The 18,559-nt window shown below is 72.8% G+C and carries 19 protein-coding genes and 3 tRNA genes; 9 read left to right on the top strand and 13 right to left on the bottom strand.

The annotated features are described in order from the left end of the window. Window positions 1–1,316: 1,316 nt before the first annotated feature. Window positions 1,317–2,288 (bottom strand): transcriptional regulator, encoded by a 972-nt coding sequence (locus ACFWP7_RS35305; protein ID WP_384390250.1) that lies wholly within the window; start codon window positions 2,286–2,288, stop codon window positions 1,317–1,319. A 670-nt stretch (window positions 2,289–2,958) separates the two neighbouring features. On the opposite strand from ACFWP7_RS35305, the gene ACFWP7_RS35310 reads away from it, so the two are divergent. From ACFWP7_RS35310 to ACFWP7_RS35320, 3 genes are all read left to right on the top strand, one after another. Next, window positions 2,959–3,654 (top strand): hypothetical protein, encoded by a 696-nt coding sequence (locus ACFWP7_RS35310; RefSeq protein ID WP_384390253.1) that lies wholly within the window; start codon window positions 2,959–2,961, stop codon window positions 3,652–3,654. 407 nt (window positions 3,655–4,061) lie between these two features. Further along, window positions 4,062–4,376 (top strand): hypothetical protein, encoded by a 315-nt coding sequence (locus ACFWP7_RS35315; RefSeq protein ID WP_384390256.1) that lies wholly within the window; start codon window positions 4,062–4,064, stop codon window positions 4,374–4,376. A 167-nt stretch (window positions 4,377–4,543) separates the two neighbouring features. Further along, window positions 4,544–4,789, top strand: a complete 246-nt coding sequence (locus ACFWP7_RS35320; RefSeq protein ID WP_384390259.1) for a hypothetical protein — start codon at window positions 4,544–4,546, stop codon at window positions 4,787–4,789. A gap of 500 nt (window positions 4,790–5,289) precedes the next feature. Here the strand turns inward: ACFWP7_RS35320 and ACFWP7_RS35325 are convergent, their stop codons facing one another. Further along, the gene (locus tag ACFWP7_RS35325) at window positions 5,290–6,672 is read right to left on the bottom strand and encodes a hypothetical protein (protein ID WP_384390262.1); all 1,383 of its coding nucleotides are present in this window, start codon (window positions 6,670–6,672) and stop codon (window positions 5,290–5,292) included. 181 nt (window positions 6,673–6,853) lie between these two features. Between ACFWP7_RS35325 and ACFWP7_RS35330 the strand changes: the two genes are divergently transcribed. Then, on the top strand, window positions 6,854–6,988 hold the full coding sequence (locus ACFWP7_RS35330; RefSeq protein ID WP_384390265.1) for a hypothetical protein: 135 nt from the start codon (window positions 6,854–6,856) through the stop codon (window positions 6,986–6,988). 1,024 nt (window positions 6,989–8,012) lie between these two features. Here ACFWP7_RS35330 and tpg read toward each other — a convergent pair. Beyond that, window positions 8,013–8,600: a telomere-protecting terminal protein Tpg gene (tpg, locus tag ACFWP7_RS35335; protein WP_384390268.1), complete on the bottom strand. Its 588-nt coding sequence runs from the start codon at window positions 8,598–8,600 to the stop codon at window positions 8,013–8,015. A gap of 866 nt (window positions 8,601–9,466) precedes the next feature. On the opposite strand from tpg, the gene ACFWP7_RS35340 reads away from it, so the two are divergent. From ACFWP7_RS35340 to ACFWP7_RS35355, 4 genes are all read left to right on the top strand, one after another. After that, entirely contained in the window at window positions 9,467–9,880 is a 414-nt protein-coding gene (locus ACFWP7_RS35340) for a hypothetical protein (RefSeq protein ID WP_384390271.1), read from the top strand. Between the two features lie 92 nt (window positions 9,881–9,972). Next, complete coding sequence (locus ACFWP7_RS35345) at window positions 9,973–10,500, top strand: hypothetical protein (RefSeq protein WP_384390274.1); 528 nt, start codon at window positions 9,973–9,975, stop codon at window positions 10,498–10,500. Between the two features lie 12 nt (window positions 10,501–10,512). After that, a complete protein-coding gene (locus tag ACFWP7_RS35350; protein WP_384390277.1) occupies window positions 10,513–11,937 on the top strand; it encodes a hypothetical protein in 1,425 nt (474 codons plus the stop codon). Between the two features lie 254 nt (window positions 11,938–12,191). Continuing rightward, window positions 12,192–12,776: a hypothetical protein gene (locus tag ACFWP7_RS35355; RefSeq protein ID WP_384390280.1), complete on the top strand. Its 585-nt coding sequence runs from the start codon at window positions 12,192–12,194 to the stop codon at window positions 12,774–12,776. Window positions 12,777–12,920: 144 nt separating this feature from the next. On the opposite strand, the gene ACFWP7_RS35360 is transcribed toward ACFWP7_RS35355, so the two are convergent. From ACFWP7_RS35360 to ACFWP7_RS35400, 9 genes are all read right to left on the bottom strand, one after another. Beyond that, entirely contained in the window at window positions 12,921–13,685 is a 765-nt protein-coding gene (locus ACFWP7_RS35360; RefSeq protein WP_384390283.1) for a GntR family transcriptional regulator, read from the bottom strand. Window positions 13,686–13,818: 133 nt separating this feature from the next. Continuing rightward, the gene (locus tag ACFWP7_RS35365) at window positions 13,819–14,172 is read right to left on the bottom strand and encodes a hypothetical protein (RefSeq protein ID WP_384390286.1); all 354 of its coding nucleotides are present in this window, start codon (window positions 14,170–14,172) and stop codon (window positions 13,819–13,821) included. A 51-nt stretch (window positions 14,173–14,223) separates the two neighbouring features. After that, on the bottom strand, window positions 14,224–14,589 hold the full coding sequence (locus ACFWP7_RS35370) for a hypothetical protein (protein ID WP_384390289.1): 366 nt from the start codon (window positions 14,587–14,589) through the stop codon (window positions 14,224–14,226). Between the two features lie 66 nt (window positions 14,590–14,655). Beyond that, window positions 14,656–15,000 (bottom strand): hypothetical protein, encoded by a 345-nt coding sequence (locus tag ACFWP7_RS35375; RefSeq protein WP_384390292.1) that lies wholly within the window; start codon window positions 14,998–15,000, stop codon window positions 14,656–14,658. A 35-nt stretch (window positions 15,001–15,035) separates the two neighbouring features. Continuing rightward, a tRNA-Glu gene (locus tag ACFWP7_RS35380) sits at window positions 15,036–15,106 on the bottom strand. Between the two features lie 53 nt (window positions 15,107–15,159). Further along, window positions 15,160–15,579 (bottom strand): hypothetical protein, encoded by a 420-nt coding sequence (locus ACFWP7_RS35385; protein WP_384390295.1) that lies wholly within the window; start codon window positions 15,577–15,579, stop codon window positions 15,160–15,162. Window positions 15,580–15,867: 288 nt separating this feature from the next. Then, window positions 15,868–15,938, bottom strand: a tRNA-Asp gene (locus tag ACFWP7_RS35390). Window positions 15,939–15,956: 18 nt separating this feature from the next. After that, window positions 15,957–16,032, bottom strand: a tRNA-Glu gene (locus ACFWP7_RS35395). 610 nt (window positions 16,033–16,642) lie between these two features. After that, entirely contained in the window at window positions 16,643–16,972 is a 330-nt protein-coding gene (locus tag ACFWP7_RS35400; RefSeq protein ID WP_384390298.1) for a hypothetical protein, read from the bottom strand. 422 nt (window positions 16,973–17,394) lie between these two features. On the opposite strand from ACFWP7_RS35400, the gene ACFWP7_RS35405 reads away from it, so the two are divergent. After that, a complete protein-coding gene (locus tag ACFWP7_RS35405; protein ID WP_384390301.1) occupies window positions 17,395–18,099 on the top strand; it encodes a hypothetical protein in 705 nt (234 codons plus the stop codon). A 45-nt stretch (window positions 18,100–18,144) separates the two neighbouring features. Here ACFWP7_RS35405 and ACFWP7_RS35410 read toward each other — a convergent pair whose 3' ends face one another. Next, window positions 18,145–18,501: a hypothetical protein gene (locus tag ACFWP7_RS35410; protein ID WP_384390303.1), complete on the bottom strand. Its 357-nt coding sequence runs from the start codon at window positions 18,499–18,501 to the stop codon at window positions 18,145–18,147. Window positions 18,502–18,559: the final 58 nt, after the last annotated feature.

Here is an 18,559-nt window from a genome sequence, read left to right on the forward strand (position 1 = left end):
TCCCCCGCGCCCCTCGTTTTTTTTGTGCCCCCCCGCGGGGGGGGCGGCCCCCCCCCCCCGCTCCGCGCCCCACTGGTTGGTGAGGGTGGGTCAACTCCTGCGCTGCGCTCCGGAGTTGGGCGTTACGGCCGGATGCTTCGCATTCCGGCCTTGGTTGGGTGGCGCCGGAGCGCTCCGCGCTCCGGTTACGTTGAGTGATGGATTCGGGAGGGTCGTTTTGATCTTGGGTGGAGCGCTCCGCGCTCTTCGGTGTGCTCGTCGGGTGCGGGTGCTCGGGAGTCCGGGGAGGGCTCGCTTCGCTCGGCAGCGAGGGAGTGGGGGGTGTGCGTTGTCGGGTGCCGGCCGAAGGTTGAGCGGTGTGAATCGGGCTCTGTTTGTGGTGTTTTGAGTGAGTGTCACCCGGCTTGCCTGTGTGTTAGGCATCACATTTTCGGCGTCCTCGGTCCTACTTTGCAAAGTACAAAGCCCGGCGCGGGGCCCGTCGGTACGTGGACACCTCGCGGATGCCGCGCGGGACGCCGACGGGGGTAGACGGACACCGAGCGGACGCAGCCCACGAGGTGCCTGCGGTCGGGGCGCAGCGACGGTGCGGGAGCGTAGGGCGGGCAGGGCGGCTCCGGATGCCACCGAACAACGCCGAACAACTCGCTCACGAGCGGCACCGGTGGCGGGGCGCAGCATCCTTCGTCGCGTCGGCTGAACGTTTCTGGACGTTCTTGGACGGCGTCGGACGGCGTCGGACGGCGCGGGACGGCGCGGGACGGCCTCGCGCCGGGGAGGCCTCGCGGCGGCTTCGGCGGTGGTGTTGCCGGGGTCGCAACACCGGCTCCAGGTCGTCGTCTGGGGGCTCGGCCTGCGCGGCGGGGAGGGGCCACGACGTCGTACGGCTTGCCTGTTGCCCGAGGGCACGAGGAGACGGTCGGGGCTTGGGCGGCCGGCTGAGCGGCGAAGGGGTGTTGCGGGGGCTCGCAACACCACCCGGCCGCACCGCCGGCCGCAGGGCGCAGCAGCCCGGTTGGGCGCCGGCTGCCGTCCGTCCAGGGCGCCCGGGGTGACGGCCTCCGGCCGTACGCCGTCTGTCGTGTCACGCCTGCCGACGTCGAAAATTGCAGGTCACCAGGGGGACACCACGGGGTGACACCGAGCAGGCCCGACGGGGTTCCGCGGCCCCCGTTCCTGGATGTGGTTGGACAGAATTGGACAGTTCTGGACGCCGGCGGACGCCTGCCTCCACAACCCCGGCGGGCGGCGAGGGGGCGGGGCGCAGCGGGGTCGGCCGAGCTCGGCGAGGCGGGCGCCGCCGCGGCCCGGGGCGGTCAGGTGGTTGGGCGTAGGGGTGGGGCGGTGCGGCGGGTGAAGGCCCTCACGCCGGGCAGGTCCGGCCGGCGGGCGGCGACGTCGGCGATCAGCGCGCGTACCGAGGGACGGCGCGCTTCCTGCGGCGCGGCCCGTTCCACCCGCTGCAGCTGGTCGAACGCGGCCGGCACGTCACCGGCGGCCAGGAGCGCGCGGGCCGTGTCGGTGGCCGCGCGGGCCCGGCGCTCCGGCGTGGACAGCACGGCGGGATCCAGGCGCACCGCGTACGCGAGGGCCTTGTCGACGTCGCCGAGCTCCCGGTGGATCCCGACCCGGTACAAGACGCACTGCGCCGGCGACAACTCGCCCGCGGGTACCCGGGCCCCGGCCAAGGTGTGGGTGAGGCGGGCCGTGCTCTGCTCGGCCCGGTCGGCGAACTCCCGCGCCGCGGACGGCATGCGGGCCTGCGCGGCGGTGTACGCGGCGGACAGGGCCACCATCCCCGACACGTCCAGCACGGCCAGGCCCGGCCGGCGGACGGCGTCCAGCTGGTCATGGGCCTGCGCCAGGAGCTGCAGGGCCTGATCGGCGCGGCCCGTACGGCGCAGCGGCGTCGCGGCTGCCCGTGCTGCGGCCGCGAGGAGCACCGGGTCGCCCGAACGGGCGGCCGCTGCTGCGGCCCGAGCCGCGAACGCGCCCGCCTCCTCCAGGGCGGCGTCCTTGACGGCCAGTTGGGAAGCGAGCACCCACACCTGCGCCGCCCGGCCGGCTCCCACCGGCCCTGTCTCCTGCGTCTCACGCGCGCGGGCGCCCAGAGCCGGGAGCGCCTGGCGCAGCCGGCCGTACTCCCCTGCGGAGAACAGCCCCCGCGCTACCGCCAGATCCCTCTCCCGCAGACGACCGCCTGCGGGCATCGCCCCGGCCGGCATCGCCCCGGCCGTCCACCACCCCACCGCGCCGAGCCCTGCGCCCAGCAGCGTCCTGCGCTCCATCCCGACCGCCCCCTCCACCCTCGCCCTGCCGTCCCCGGGCCCAGGACCCGGAACGGGGGCCTTCGGCCCGTCCTGCGACCGTACGAGCAGCTCGGCACCCCGGACAGGGCGCACACACCCGCCACCGCGCGCCCCCAGAACCCCGGCGGCGGGCCCCGGTGCGGCGCGGCGGAGGTACCCCAGCTCCAGGACGACGGCCAGGCCCCTGCCGTGGTGTTGCCGAGCACGGGCACCACCACGGCCACGGGTGCCGCGTACAGGCGCGGGACCGTTGCCGGCCCCACAACACCCGACGCCGGACAGCCCCAGGGCGACATGGCGCCCGCGCAGGTCGGCCCCCAGTGACTCGCCGCGGCGGACGGGGCGCCGAAGGCCGCCGGGTGCCGAGTGCCGAGTGCCGGCGAACAATGCCGAACAACGCTGAACAACGCTGAACAACCCGCCCGCCAGCGGGAACGCAGCCCGCCCGCAACCAGCGGGATGGCGCCGACGGCGCACCAGCCCCCGGCGCCTGTGGCCGGTGCGCAGCTCGGCGGCTCGGCGCCCCGGGCAGTCAGCGCGCGCCGGAGCAGAACAAGCACGACCCCTTTGTTTTGACCTTTCCCCCCTCGTGAGGTACATTAATGAGCACATCGGGGTGAGCGCCCCGCCCCGAAGCCAGGAGGAAGCCATGAACAACAACGTGATCGACTGGAAGACCGGCGCCACCTACGCGTGCCCCCGCTGCAACCACGACTCGGTGGCCGAGCCCACCAGCTGGGAGGTGTACACCTGCTGCAACTGCGGCACCCGCTTCGCCCGCTTCCCCCGCCTCCAGCGCTTCCTGCGTCACGTCGGCATCACCTGCGAGTTCTGCACCGAGCGCCACCCCGTAGTCGTCGACGGCAAGCCCTACGGCTTCCTGCGCAAGCGCCACAACGGCGTCGGCACCTACGCCCGCCACCAGGTCGAGGCATGGCAGTACGACACCGACGAGATCCCCGACCACAAGGACCGCGTCCTCTACCGCGACACCTGCGCCACCCGCGCGGACGCGCTGGCCTCCCTCGCCCGCTACCGCAGCTTCCTCGGCCGCGTCGAAGACGACTTCAGCCCCGTTCTCGCCGTCGTCGCCGACGAGGAGTTCAACAAGTACTACGACGTCGACCACCTCACCAAGGAGCAGCAGGACGGCCTCCACGACGGCACCCTTGAGGTCTACGGCGTAGGCGTCATCCGCACCCACGACGCCCCCAGCCGGATGCGCGGCTGGTTCTACCCGGACACGGACACCTTCACCTGGGGCCTGATCGCACCCGCCGGACTCGAAGGCCTCTACACCCAGCACCTCCCCGAGGCCCTGGCGCCCCACGCCCCGCAGCTCTGACACAGACCGGCCCGCCGCCCCAAGGGAGACGGCGGGCCAGGCGGCCGAGGTGCGGCGGACCCGCACCGCCCGGCGGCCGGCCCGCCCGCACCGGGCACAGGGGCGCAGCAGGCGCCCCGCCTTGGGCCCGACACGACAGGGAGCACCCCGCCCATGGGCAAGTACCACGCCAGCCCGACGCACATCCTCGCCCTCGTCAAGGGCGCCGCCGAGGGCGATGCGATCAAGCACACCACCGCCCTGGGCCTGGGCACCCACCTCGACGACGCCGTGGCCTGCGGCCTGCTCACCATCGGCGGCGACGACTACGACCTGCACCCGACTGATACGAGGCGCACCTCGCCGGCCTCCCGGACGGCCGGGCCAACCACTGGGGCAGCGCCGTCCCCCGCGCCGCCGTCGACCAGGTGCACCGGCTCCACCTGGAGGCCACCGGCCGCGCCGTCGTCGTCGAGGCCGAGCTCACCGGGCCGGGCCACGGCACCGTCACCGTCCCCCACGGCACCCGTCACGCCACACCGCCCCGGGCCGCCCTGGGCCGCACCCGCAACGCCGCGGGCCGCGCCACCGGCTGGTACATCGACCCCACCCCGGGCGGCCCCGCCCCGGCCCGTGTCACCGGGCGCACCAAGGACGACGTCATCCGCCGCTACCTGCGCACCCTCGGCATCTGGCCCGACGCCATCACCTACGCCCGCATCCGCTACACACCCCCGCGCTGACACCCGCCCGCACCACGCCGCGACAGGCCCCCGGGCGGGAACGGCAGGCGGCGTCACACCCCCCAAGAGCGGCCCTTCATTTTTGACACCCACCCCCCGTTGAGGTACATTAGTAACCAGCGGTGAGGGATACACCCCTCACCCTCGCCCCTTCGGGAAAGGACCCCATGAACCAGTCCGAGGCAGACCAGGCCCGCACCCTCGCCGGTGACGTCACCAAGCTCATCGGGACGTTCGAAAACGACAGCACCCTGACCGACTCCCAGAAGGCGATCGACTTCCTGACGCTGATGCACAAGGAACTGCTCGACTTCGCCGACAACCCGGCCGACGACCGCCTGCGCCGTGGAATCGAAAGCCGCGTCACGAACTTCATCGAACTCACCCGGCAGGCCAGCCACCAGGCCGCGTAGCACCACACGGGCCTTCCCCAGCAAGGCCCGGACAGCCCCAGCGCGGACGAGACGACGCGAGCAGAGGCCGGGCGCCGACCGAAGTGTTGCCGGGCGCGGCAACACCCACAGCCCCGGCCCCCGCGTACGCACACGGAACCGTTGCCCAGCCCCGCAACACCCCGCCACCGGCCGGGCCGGCGGACAACGCCCAGGGCGCAGCAGCCGGCACGGCCCAGTACGGCCGGCGAGGCCGGACGGGCGCCCGGGACGGCAGGCGTACGGCGGCACGGGCCCCGCGGACATCACGCCCCAACAGCACGCTGCAGAAGCCCGGTCGAGCAGCACACGAAACCAGCACGCCACCCCACCGGGCACAGCGGCGCGCCACCGCGAACGCGGGACACGGCGCGGCGGCCGGCGGCGGCGTCCGAGATACGGGGCGCGGCCAGGACGGCCGGGCCGGACGGAGAACGCGCCCGAGGTCCCGCGCGGTGCGCCCGGGGCCCCTGCGCGGTGGTTCAGCCGGCCTCGGCCTCCCCGGCGGCGGGCTCCCCGGCGGCGGGCTCCTCCTGGTCCTGGGTGAGCGGCGGGTACTCGGCCAGGATCTGCTCAAGCACCTTGTAGAGCGCCCCCGCCCGTGCGCTGCCCGAACTCCCGAAGGCCTCCCGCTCCGTGGACATCAGCAGCAGCCAGTGCGCGCCCGTCATCCGCATCCGCTGGGCCGCCCGCACCGCGGACAGCACACGGCGCTGCTCCGGCTCGTTCAACGGCCCCCGCACCGGCGTCACCAGCTGGTGCGCGGGACCCCGCAGCGCCTGCCGCAGATGCAGCGGCACCTCGTCCCACGACGGATCGCTCTCCCCCGGCAGCAGCCGGCCCCGCGCGGCACCGGCCTCCGCCCGCACCCCCGACACCGAAGATCCGGAGGCCGACGCCGAGGCGGCCGGCTCGGACGCGGCATCATCGGCCGCCTGCGGCCCCGCCTCCCTCGGCCCCGGCACGGCCGCGGCCCCTTCCACCGCCAGGTCCTCCTGCGCCGCCGCACCGGCCCCGGCGGCGGGCCCACTCCCGCAGACCCCGACGGACTCGTCGACGGACTCGGCCGCACGGCCGGGTTCGGGGGCGGCCCCGGCAGAACCGGGCCCGGACACCCCGCTCCTGGAGCTCCCCGCGACGGCCGGCGCCACATACTCGGCCACCACCTGCTCCAGGACCTCGAACACCCGCCGCGCCCGCTCACTGCGCGCACTGCCGAACGACTCCCTCGGCGCACCCAGCAACGCCAGCCAGTGCTTCCCGCCCATCCGCCGGCCATCAGCCGCCCGCAGCGCGTACCGCACCCCGGCATTCCCCTTCTCCCGCAACACCGCCAGCTCCGGAGACACCAGCCGGTGCGCGGCCACCTCCAGGTGCTGACGCAGATGCAGCGGCACCTCCCGCCACAACCCGTCACCCGGCCCCGGCAACACCAGCCCCCGAGCCACACCCGCCTCCACCCGCACCGGCCCAGCGTCCCCACCACCCGAACCGCCAGACCCGCCCGTACGGCCCGTACGGCCCTCGGCGACGCGCCCCGGCGCAGCAGCAGCGGACAGCTCCCCGGCGGCCACCTCGGCCGCCTCGGCCGCCTGGACGCCGCCCGGCGGCACCCCGGCCCCGTCCGGCCCCGACTCGGCCCGGCCGGCGCCCTCGCACCCGCCCCCGCGCACATGAGCAGCCAGCCCCGCCGGCGCCCCCGCGTACGCGCACCCCGCACAACGGGCCCAGCCCGCCCGGTCGACCGCCTCCTGGACCACCGAACGCTCCGGCCCGAACCCCGACTCGACCAGACGCTCCGGCAACGTCACCCCGCCCTGCACCGCACGCAACGCCGCAGCGGCCGTGATGTCGTGCCCGAGCATGAACCAGCGCCCGATCCCCGCCTCCCCACCACACCCGCAGAAACAATCACCCGTCGGCACCAACCGCTTTTTCCTCGTCTCCGTCACAGTCCCGGGACCCTAGCGGCACCACAACCCCCACCTCAGCACAACAGCCCACCCCGACCGGAACCGACCGAAACAGACCAGACCACACGCACGAATGACCACCACGCACACCACCCACGCCACCACCCCAAGCCCCACCAACACGCAGCAGCACCACACGAGACCAGCACACAAGACCCGCACCCCGGACCAGCACGACCCAACAGCGCGCTACAACAGCGCGCTGTAACAGCCCGATACAGAGCGACCCCACATGACGCGCTGCAACAGCAAGAGGCAACAGCGCGGAGAAACAGCACGGCACGGCAGCACCCCCACCCCCACACCCCAACCACCAGCACGACAGCCGGGGGCCACGGCCGGAGGCGACGGCCGGACGGCCACGGGCCGGGCGGCAGGAGCGACGGACGACGGGCCGGGACAGCGGACCGCGGGAAGGGCGCCGGGCGGACCGACGGCCGCGGTGGGACGGGACGGGACGGCGGAGCCGCGGCGGGGCGCCGGGCGGACCGACGGGCAGCCGACGACGGGCCGGGCGGTGCTGGGCGGCGGAGCAGCAGCAGACGAGGCAGCCCGGAGCAGCGGACGGCGGGCGGCGGGCGGCGACGCGGCGGGCGGCGACGCGAACGCCGGCGAGGGAGGGCAGCGACCACCCGGCCGGGACCGCGAGCAGCAGCCCGGCAAAAGAAACACGGGCGCGCGCAAGGGACGACGGGCGGGCGGGCAGCACGGCCGGAGGCCACGGAGCCGGGGGCGCGGCGGCGACGGACCACGCGGGACGGCGGGCCGGAGGGCGGCCGGGCGGGCCGGGCGGCGACGGGAGACCGGAGCAGCGGCGGGGCAGCGCGGGGCGGCGGCGACCGGGGCACCGGGCGACCAGCGGCCCCGGGACGGCGGACGGCGGACGGCAACAGACGGAACGCCGGGCGGACTCCCGCACGCGACGGGGGACACCGACGCGCCGGGCGGCCGCGGCGACCGAGGCCGGGTGGGCGGCAGCCCGGCCGGCGGCGACGAGCAGCAACCCGACCACACCGCACAGCACCAACCGACCACCAGCACACACCCCCACACCAACCGACAGCCGCCGGACCGGGACGCCACCAACCGGCGGACGCGGCGAGGCCGCGGCGGCCGGAGGGCGGGCGCGGCGGGGCGGCGCCGGGGCCGGGCCGAGGCGGCGGACGCGGGGTCCGGCGGGCCGGGGAACGGGCGGCGGGGCGCCGGGCCGGGCGGAGGCGACGGGCGGCGTGTCAGGCAGTCAGATCGACGTCGACAAAGTCCAGCGGGCCCAGTTCGAAGAACTGGTCGATCCTGTCGGTGTCGCGCGGCTGGAAGTAGGCCACGACCAGGCCGCGCTGGAGAAGGCGGTGCAGCTCCCCCTCTGGTGCCTCCTCCCGGTGGGCGCTCAGCAGGGCACACGCCTCATCGGGACGGACGAGCTGGGTAATCAGCCGCACGCGCGCTTCATCGCGTCCGCCGGGCACAGCGCGGTACCCGAACCGTGCGCGCGTATGGACCATCATGCCCGTTGTGACGGCGCGGATGCGGGCGTGCTCAAGCATCGCCGGCCGCGCGAGACGCAGCACCTCGGCCCTCAACCGCGCGCTGACCGTGCAATTGCGCGCGTGGGCGCAGGGGCCGGGCCCGAGATGTTCGGTCACGCCCGAGAGAGGAATGCCGAGCCAGCGCGCGAGTTCGGGGAGCGTCATGTGCCGGGATCGCATCACGTAGCGAATCCGCGCCCGGTCACTACGCGGCCACGACAGCTTGTACACCGCTCGCGTGGCCTCATCGAGAGCATGGGCTATCGGCTGGCCGGAGCCGTTCTGATGTGTCATATCGCCAGGCTGGAGCGGTCCGCTTGTGGACAGAGGCCGGGCCTGGGCGGCACCCAGCCGGGGGTGGACCGGGCGACGGGGCGGCGCGGGAATGGGCGCCGTCTCCTCCCCCGGCATGGGCGTCGGAGTGCCGGGGGCCGGCTTCACCTCCCGCACCCACCCCCGCAGAACGGCCAGGCGCTCCCGGAGGCGACCCGCCGCGCGCATCGAGCCGTTCACGGTCAGTCGCAGCACATCGGGCAGAGCGTCGGTACGCCGTCCACGGGATGCTTGCCGCACCCAACGCACAGCCACTCCCGGCAGTTGAGGCAGGCGTCGCTATCCGCGTGCACAGGCACGCACCGGCCCACGCACGAGTCCTCGCGTATACGGTCGGCAGGCACGTTGGGGAAGCAGCCGGGGCAGAGGTCAGCGGCACGGTGCACCACCGGGGCACTCGCCGGCGCGGAGACAACGGAAGCACTCGAAGAGATCGTCATGCAGTGCAGCGTCGGGTCGCAGTCCTGTGGACAGAGTCCAGCGGGCGGGCATCGGGACCTCAGCCGGCGCAGGCCTCGGCTCACGGCGGCACGGCGCGCCGCGGGCGAGGAAGACGGCGACGGAAGGTCGGAGGGACGGTCGAAGATCGGGCCCGGCACACAGCTGGCAAACACCCGCGTACGGAAGCGAGCTCCGGGAGGCGGTAGGGACGGCGAGAGCCGGTCGCACCGGCCGGCGCCCCAGCCCGCGGCACGGGCGGGCCGCGCAGCAACGCCGGATAGGCCCCGCCCGAGACGGCGGGGCGTTGCGAGTACACGACCGAGCTCGTCGAGGCCGGTACTCCAAGTCGTCCAGCGGTGTCGGTACGGGCCGCTAGCGTCGACGGCATGACAACTCATAGGGAGACCACCGCGGCCAGCCAGGCCACCGACGAGGCAGAGGCCACCCAGCGCGCGCTCAAGGCGCAGCTGTTCCACGACGCGCGGCAGGAGCCGGGCAAGCCGTGCCCCTGCGGCGAATCCACCGGAATGCACAGCGAGGCGTGCGACTGCGAGGAGGGCGCGGTCCTCGTGCACACCATGCGGATCGCGGACGGCGAGGACGTGACCGAGTGGCAGGACACCTTCCGCTGCAGCTTCGGCTGCATCGAGTACACGGCCACGGTCTCCCTGCTCGACACTCCGTGGGGCGTGCGGGAGACCATCGACGGACCCCACGGCCCCCGCATACAGACCCGTGTCTTCCCCGGCATCATCCACGGCCAGGAGGAACACGGGATCGTGCACCCAGGGCCCTGCTGACCAGCCGGGCGGACCGGCTGGGGGTGACTGGTCGGCCGGCTCGTCGTTGAGGATGCGGAGCCCTGCCCGCCCGCCTGCCATTGGAGTTGCTCGTGCCGGTCCTCACGGCCCCGTCCGCAAACGCGGTCCCCGGCCTAGCGCCCACCGGGAACCGCGGCCCGGTCGAACGCGCGGTGGTCGACGGGGTGCTCGCCGTGGCCGGGCCCGAGACGCTGGTGCGCACCGACGTGCCCCAGCCCGACGGCTCGGTGCGCCTGTACGCGGCTTGGACCGACGGCGGCGGCCCGCTGGCCGATCACATCGACCGCGTCGCGCTCGCGCGCGGGCTGGACGCCTGGTCCTGGGTCGAGATCCTCACGCACAGCGCCCGCACCACCCACCGTGGCCGGATTGAGGTGCGCACCCACCCGCTGCGGCAGGTCCTCGCCGACGTCGAACGCGGGCACCGGGGCAGCGAGAAGTACCGGGCTGGCTTCGCCCGGGTGCTGGCCGATGACGCCCCGCGGGCCGGCCGCCCGCCGCTGTCCGGGATCCCCGCCTGGCCGGGCGTCGGCCCCCGGCTGTGGCACCGTTACGCGGGAGACAGCTTCACCGTCGAGCGGCACTGCCTCGACTGCTGAGAGGACCGCACGATGCCCACCACGTTCAGCACTATGACGCCCGGCAACCCGGTGAGCGAGGCCTACGCCCGCCTCATGCACGGCGCCGACCTGGCCGATGCCGCCCGGCTCACGCCCGAGGAAGAGCAGCGCTGCCAGCAGGAGTTCTCCCGGATCTGGGAGCGGTTGCTGCACAACGCCGAGGTGACGAAGTGGCTGGCACCGGGGCAGGACCTGAGCTGGCGCAGCGGGATGCCGCGCCGCCGTGTACTGCGCACGACGGACGGGCGCACCACCGACCTGGTCCGGCTCATCCCCTGGGTGCTGCGGGAGAAGCTCGCCAGCGACGTGCTCTACGAGGACACCGCCCGGCGCGAGGAGCAGGTCGTCCTCGGGCACGGCCTGGAACCCGGCGACGCCGCCAGCGTCCGCTTCAGGAGCACAAACCCGGTTGCTGTCGAAGGGGAATCGCTCCAGGCCGGCCGGGAGCGCGAGGTCGAGCGGTTCGTGGACCTGCAGATGATGCTCGCTGCCTACACCGCGCAGCCACACTTCGTGCCGGCCTCTGAAGCGTTCGACGCCGTCACCGGCTTGCCGCCCGAACCCGAGGCGCAGCTGCGGCTGACGGGCGAGGCCGTCATGGTCTTCCACGACGGCGTTCCGCTGCCCGCCGTCACCGCTGACGACGAGGACCTCCACGCCCACGTCGCCGCGCACTTCGGCGCCGGGCCCAACGCGTTCTTCGGCGGCAGTCCGCTCGTCATGGGCGGTGTGCTCCTGGCCCACCCGGACGACGGCTCCGACGCCTCGCTGCTGTTCAACCCGCTGCTCGGCTGGCTGATCATCGCCAAGATCATGCACGACGGCCGCTACGCCTGGTCGATGCACCCGGTCCACCGGCTCGACACCAACCCCGGCCCGGCCGCCCGCGTACTACGCAACTACGCCGCCCTGAACGCGCTGGAGAACTGGGACACACCCCCTCCTATCCCGGGCCAGGCCCGCACCAGCGGCAAGGGCAAGAAGAACCGGCTGCCCGCGGCGCAGCGGCGCCAGCAGCAGCTGGAACAGGCCGCCCGCACCCCGCAGGCCCGCCTCGGCGCGCTCCTCGGCGTCCGGGTGCTCCGCTTCACCGCGCCGCCCCACCAGGCCGCCGCTCCCCCGGTGAGCTCGTCGCCCTCATCGAGTAGGGCGCCCGCGCAGTACCGCGACTGGCGCCGCGCCCACTGGACCCGCAACACCCGAGTCCACCTCCTCGACGAACACGGCCGGCCCTCCGGCCCCGTCTACGGCCCCGACGCGATCGAGGGCGAGACGTTCACCCGGCGCCGGACCCGGGTGAAGGGAACCTGGATCAACGAGCACCTCCCTTCGCGCCCCGGTCAGCCGGCCGTCTACGCGGTGGACCCGCAGCTGGCCCGGACCAGCACGGAACCCTCCGACCGCAACCGCACCTGACCGAGCCGGAAGAGAGGAGACTCCGACCGCAGCGCGTGCGGGAAAGGGCCCTCATGGGCGGAACGCACCTGGCATGCTGGGGGCAGCCGGGCAGCCCCGGCCCTTCTGCCCCGCGCACGCGGGGATGGCTCCCGTTAGGAGCACTGCTCTTCTGCTTCCCGCGTGAGTGGGGATGGCGTCACCCAGGCGAACGCACCGGCCACCGTGTGCGGCCTGGACGCGTACCCACCCCCTCGCAGCCAGGAAGGCCCGCCGTGCCCGAAGACACCGCCCCGTCCAGTTCGCCTAGCCCTCTCGACCAGACTGTGGCCGCGCTCGCCGCGGCATACCCCGGCCTGCGGCAGACCGAACCGTCGAAGTTCGGCGCGCCCCTCGCCGACGTACGGCTCACCCCGCAGCGCACCGCCCGCTTCGCATGGGCCGGCTACGAGGTGCAGGTGGCCGTCGGCCACGAGGACCACCTCGACCGCAACGACCCGGACAGCACCACGCTGTACCGGGAGGTCCGCGCTCACACCACCCTCCTCGTCCCCCAGACCGGCCAGGTGGACGGCATCGGGCACGTCGAGTGGGAGATGACCAACTCCCGGTCAGAGATGGGGTTCCCCGCCGCGTTCGCCGTAGCGGCCGCGGACCAGCACGACCCGCGGTTCGCCGCCGCCGTCCTGTCGACCGTGGCCAAGGCCCTCGCGTACGCCTGCCTGGCCACCAAGCACGCGGTCGTCCAGGCGGAGAAGGCCGCCGACGAGGCCCGGTGGGAGAGCGAACGCCCGGCGGGGGTCAGCCCGCGCAAGTGGCTCCGGGACAAGCGGGCGCAGCGGGACGCGGCAACGTCATAATCCTCCGGATGCCGCCGTCCCCCGCTCGCCCGCCGGTGAACGGGTAGGTGCGCCAGACCAGACCAGCCGACCGGACGTACGGCGACCGACCGAGGCGGCCGACGAGGCGGGCCGGCGCCGGGCGGGGCGGGGCGGGGCGGGAGCCTACTCCGGCCGATGGATGGAGGCCAGGGGGAGCAGCCCACGCCGCAGCGCCTCCCGACTGAGGATCTCCACCTCGGCACCAGCGGCACGGAATGCGTCGGCAGCTCGGGCTAGGCGACGCTCGGCAGCAGCGAGTTCGGCGACTACGGACTCATTGCTCGGTCCGCATCCGGTTGGCGCGGGTTCACAGGATCCGTCCAGCAGTTCCATGGACACCTCTGGCCCGTCGGAGGTGTCCTCCCGCAAGGCGCCGCGAACGAACACTCCCTTCCCCTGAACCGCGTAAACCAGACCTTCTCGCTTGAGCACACGCACCGCGTGCTGCGCAGTCGAATTGGCGATCTTGAAACGTTCCTGGAGCACCCGCGCAGAAGGAATCTGATCGCCGGGTTCAAGCGCGCCAGACAGTATCTCTTCCCGGAGGAATTCCGCCGTCCTGACGTACGGGGGCCTAGGGTCATGCTCCGGATCACTTACCGCGCTCACAGCGCCGAGACGCCCCATTTGGCCTGCCAACCGTGCGGCAGGGAGTACGCCGCAAACGTAACTTCCGCGCCCGACAACGGAGTAGACCAACCCCTCCCGCTTTAGCACTCTCAGCGCGTTCTGCACAGTTGAACTGGAGACGCCGAAGCGCGCTTGAAGCACCCGCGCCGACGGCAGACGGCTTCCGGGGGCATATTGCCCGACCTCAATAGAGGTGCGCAGCACCTCTGCGGCCTGCAGGTAGGGCGGCCTCGAGTCCTCTTCCAACGGCAACGTCATGCGCCAACCCTGGCAGCGCAAGCCTGTGGACAGAGGGCGGCACGGAGCAGCGCACCAGCGACGGCCGGGGCACGGGACGGCGCGGCGACGGGCACTTTGCAAAGTACACAGAACCTGGCACGACGACGCGTTCTCAGGCGGTCATGCGCAACCTCTCGTCCCAGCAGCAGGTGCCCACCCACCCGCTGTCGTACCGGCGCGCGGTGGCCACAAGGATCTCCTTCCGGCACATCTTGCACGTCTCCAGATCTGCGTCGAGGCCGTGTTGTTGGAGCACCGCAGCGATCTGCGCGTCGGTGGGGTGGAAGTCGAACGACTGGTCTTCGGTCAGCACCTGGTCGTCACTGCGGCGCACCAGATCGTAGGAACGGCCGGCGATGCCGTTCCAGACCAGCTCCCGGACGACGTACTGCTCCCCGGCTACCGCGAACGGGTCGTGGTCGATCTCGCGGACGACGACGGTTCCGGGCCTCGATGCGTTTCCCATGCGGCTCACTTTCTTGGGGTGTCAGGGGGGTGAAGGTGGAGAAGCTCGTACTTACGGCTGCTGCGCGCGGTGCTTGTGGTCGATCTGCTCCACACGGGCGCTCAGGCGGGCGACGGAGTGGCGGACGTCGTCAACGGCGTCACGCAGAACCTCCTCCAGCGCCTGCCGCATGCCATGGGCGTCACGCTCGTTCGCGATGGCGTAGGCCGTGCCCACATCTACGCCTTCCAACGTCACGGTGCCTGCAATCACGACATCGTGGCTGTCCAGCGGGTCGTGATAGCACCAGGCGTCCTCAGCAGTGGCGCGGCGCCCCTGGACCGTAACGGTGTAACCCTCGTGGAGGAAGCGGGCGGTGCCGTCGAGGTCGAGGCGGAAGCCCGGGTCGGCGGGGGCGCTGAGCTGGCGCAGTTCCATGGCGGGTCTCCGGGGTTTGTGGTGTCGCCGGTCGGGGTGGGGAGGGCGCGCCGGCCTGGCAGAGGGTCAGTAGTCCAGAAGCGGGCCGTAGTGGTGCTGGTGGAGGTCGATGGCCTCGTGGATGTCGGCTTCGGCGAAGCCGCACGTCACGGGTGTGAGCGTGCCGTGGGAAAAGTCGATGGAGATGTCGAGCAGAACGGCCAGCAGGTCCTGGAGGTCGCGCGGGGACAGGGTCAGGGTGTGGCGGGCGCTGCCGGGGAGGAGCTGGGCGGTGACCATGTGGGCCAGGCTGTGCCAGGCCGGATCCGGCCTGCTCAGGAGGTCGGCGCACAGGTGGCGGGCGATCGCGGTGGGCAGGGTGACGATCGGCGCGGCGAGCATGGCGTTCGGCCGGCAGCGGTAACGGGCCACGGGGCGCTCCTTACGTGGACGGCGGTACGGGCGGGTGCTCCTGCGGGGGCTCGAACCCCGTTTCCCGGCTTGAAAGACCGGTGTCTTACCCATGGACGACAGGAGCCGGGAAGGGCCAAGCCCGCCGCGAAGGCGGTCGGTCCTGGCCCACGTTGTGTGTCAGCCCTCCGGGGCAGTCCGCGGGGCCGGAGAGTTGGCACTTACGAACTGGAGGAACCAGTCGGGAACCTGACCCAGCTCGGCGTGGTAGCGCGTCCAGATCTCCCGGACGGGAAGGCGCCGCAGGTTCTCGTCGGGCAGGACTTCATGGCCGGTTACCTCGATGCTGTTCCAGCGGGGCGTGGCATCGCCGTCCTGGAACCAGCGGACACGCAGCCGGACGGGCCGGACGCGGTAGCTGTCCTCCCCGTCCTCGACGGTGAAGTCCGGGCCGCACTGCCCCTGCCATACCTTCTCGTACGTCCGCTGTGGCGGCCTGGCCGTCATCGCGTTGTCGTACTGCACCACCTCGTCGAACCGCTCCACGCGCAGCGAGGGCGTGAACTGTGCGGGTTCGGACGGGCCGTCGGCCAGCTCCATGTCCTGCTTCCTTTCATCCCAGCACGGTCGGTTCACCCAGTGGGCCGTCGCCGGGACGGTTCGGGTGGCGCGGCCGCGGCCTCTGCGGGTTCGGCCGGCTCAGGTCCGGGTGATGCCCCCTGGCTCGCGCACTGTGCGGGACGCGGGCACGGGAGGTCAGGTCCTGGGCGTGGCGGGCTGCCGGGACGGGAAGCGAGTCGGTGCACGGCGTGGGGGATCCGTACGGGTCGCATGTCCCGTCCCGGCAGGGCCGGGGGCACCGCTCCTCGGAGTGAGGCGAGCGGTGAGCGCTCCTGCGGGGACTCGAACCCCGTTTCCCGGGTCGACAACCCGGTGCCCTACCTATGGACGACAAGAGCCTGCGTGAACGTTCTGCGTACCCTCGGCGGGATTTGAACCCGCGGTCTCCCCATTGAGAGTGGGGTGAGTTGAGCCGGACTACTCCACGAGGGCGTGGATTTCCCGCCGTCGGCCGGGGATCGGATCAGGTAGGGCCCGTGAGGGCTTGCTCGTCACCTTCCCCGGCCGGGGCGGGGCCGCCGTCGGCTCCTCCCCAGGAGCCTCGGGCGACGCGTGCCAGCGGACCGGATCCGCCGGGGGAAGCATCACCTTCCGCTGGCACGTCGTGGACTCTGCGGGTACTGCTCCCGCTCTTCCCCCACACGGGGGCGTGCTGCTGACACCACGAGTCCCGGAGGGCGCGCTTTCCCTCCTTCAACCCGCGCCGGGGATCAACCGGGCGGGTTCGTTCTGCTGTGCCGGTGCACACCCTCTCAACGGGGACGTCGCCTCTGGAGGGGCACACACCAGCACATCGCGATCCGAGGGGAGTTGAACCCCTGCCCTCGATGCCTCAAGGGCCAGCTCCTGTAGCTGCGGACCTGCCGGACGACCCGATGCGGCCGCTCCTGACTGTCCGGCGTCCTGCGGGGTCGATCCCCCCCGCTGACCCTTTTATATTAACCCACGAGAGGGTTTACGTCAACTTTTAAGGGTCATGTGACGGGGTGGCGACCTTGCGCGGCAGGTACGGCGCCGCGCTCCGCCCGGCCGCGCGCGGACGCTAGCGAGCGGGCTCGGACATCTGCCTCATTGACGCCCAGAACCGCTCCGGGGAGTTAGCGAGGACGCCCCGTGGATGCCCGAGAAGCTCCTCTGCGTGGCTTGCCACGCGGAGGCGCAGCTCCTCGTCGGTCCAGTGCTCCGCGAACTGGAGGCAGTCGGCACGCATCAGCTCCAAGGACTCCACGATCTGGTCCAGGTCCTGCGCATTCAGCCCGGAAGCCTCCTTACGCTCCGCCACGAAAGACTCGATCGACGCCTCGATTTCGCGAACCACGGAACGAGCGCACTCGCTCTTGGAGAACGTGACCATGCGGGACTCTCGATTCATGAAGCTCCTGAAGAGGGTGGGCGGCGTGCTTGCACACCCACATTCGCTAATGTACTCCCCATAAGGTCATGTGACAACTTTTCAGGGTCGCTATTGAGGTGCCCCGCCAGTCCGGAGGTCCACGTCGCGGCCGCGATGCCCCTCGGCGGCAACCACGGACATCGCAGCCCCCGCCGGCTCGGGAGCGGCAGCCGGGGCGGGCCTCGGGCTTCGGCAACCTGCATTCACGGGGCCGGCCGGGCCGTTACGATGGCGTGTGTTCCAAGGGCAACCGCGCCGCGCCCGGTCCACCACCACCTCGACGCCCACACCGCCGCAGGGGACCGCAGACGTCTGAGACTCGCGCGAGCGATCTCGTCATGCCCTCCTCCTGGACGGCCGACGCGTGTGGGGCAGCAGGCCGGACAAGGACGCGAGACGCCATGACCAACCCCCGCAACCGGGAACTCGACCGCACCGTACGTGCGTACAAGCGGGCACACCCGGGCATCACCCTGGACCAGGCCCGAGCTGCCGTCGCCGCCCGATCCGGCAGTCAGCCCCGCCTCCCGGCCCGGATCCCCGCCGCCCCCCTGCCCCGCCCCGCCGAGCGGCTGGAGGGCTACATTCAGCGCGTCGCTGCGGCGGCCGGCGCCCAGCGACACCGGGCCATGGAACTCCTCGGCCTCGAGCCCGGCAACTCTGCCACCGACCGTCTCGACGAACTCGCTGCGGGCCCACTGCCCGACCACTCCGTACGCGGCCTCGTCGCGGCCACCGGCATGACCTCTGACCAGGCCCGTGCCCTGACCGCCCCGCGCAGCGCCGCCGGCCGGATCCCGGACCTGGAGAACTTGGCGCGGCAGCTCCTGAGCGAGAAGCACATCCGGCCCGGAGGCGCCGGCAAGACCCGTACGGACGCGGGCGACCTCGCCCGGCTCCTCGCCGAAACGAGCGGGCAGCGCACTCTCCTGTTCGACCTGCCCGCCACTGAGCCGCGCTCGACCCCTTACACCCCGATCTTCGTCGACCTGGACTGGCCGGCCGATGGCGCCCGGCCGCCCATCGATCCCGAGGTCTTCGACGAAGTCGCCGAGGCCCTCGGGATCAGGCAAGACACCGAGACGGATCCCCCGCCGCGCAAGTAACCCGCCAGCGGCGGACCAGGGCGCGCGGCCGGGCCTCGGACGTGGTCAGGCTGTCGCGCCCCAGGGCTCGGGGTCGGGGATCAGCAGGTTCTCGGCCTGCCGGGAGTCGCCGGCGGCGAGGTGCCGCGCAAATGCCGCGAGATCGGCACGATTGAGGATCAGAGGCCCTTCGTGCTGCCGGTGTTCAGTTGTCCCGACGCCGAGGGGCTCATCGTCCCAGCCGCCGAGCTGCGCGACGCGGTCAGAGGTGCCGGTACGGTCCGCACGGTCCAGGGCATCCTGCCGATGACCCAAGGCGAGGAACTCGGCACGGGTGCCGACCCTGGTGCACGCGTCAACGACCGAGGACCACTCCAGGTAGAGGTCTTCGTCGTGTGTCGCCTTGATGATGCAGCGTCCCATGCGGTTCCTCCCGTTGCGGGGCGTAGCTGAAGGGGCGAGCAGCTGCTCGCTTCCGGTG

Source organism: Streptomyces sp. NPDC058470 (assembly GCF_042721055.1).
Classification (GTDB): Bacteria; Actinomycetota; Actinomycetes; order Streptomycetales; family Streptomycetaceae; genus Streptomyces.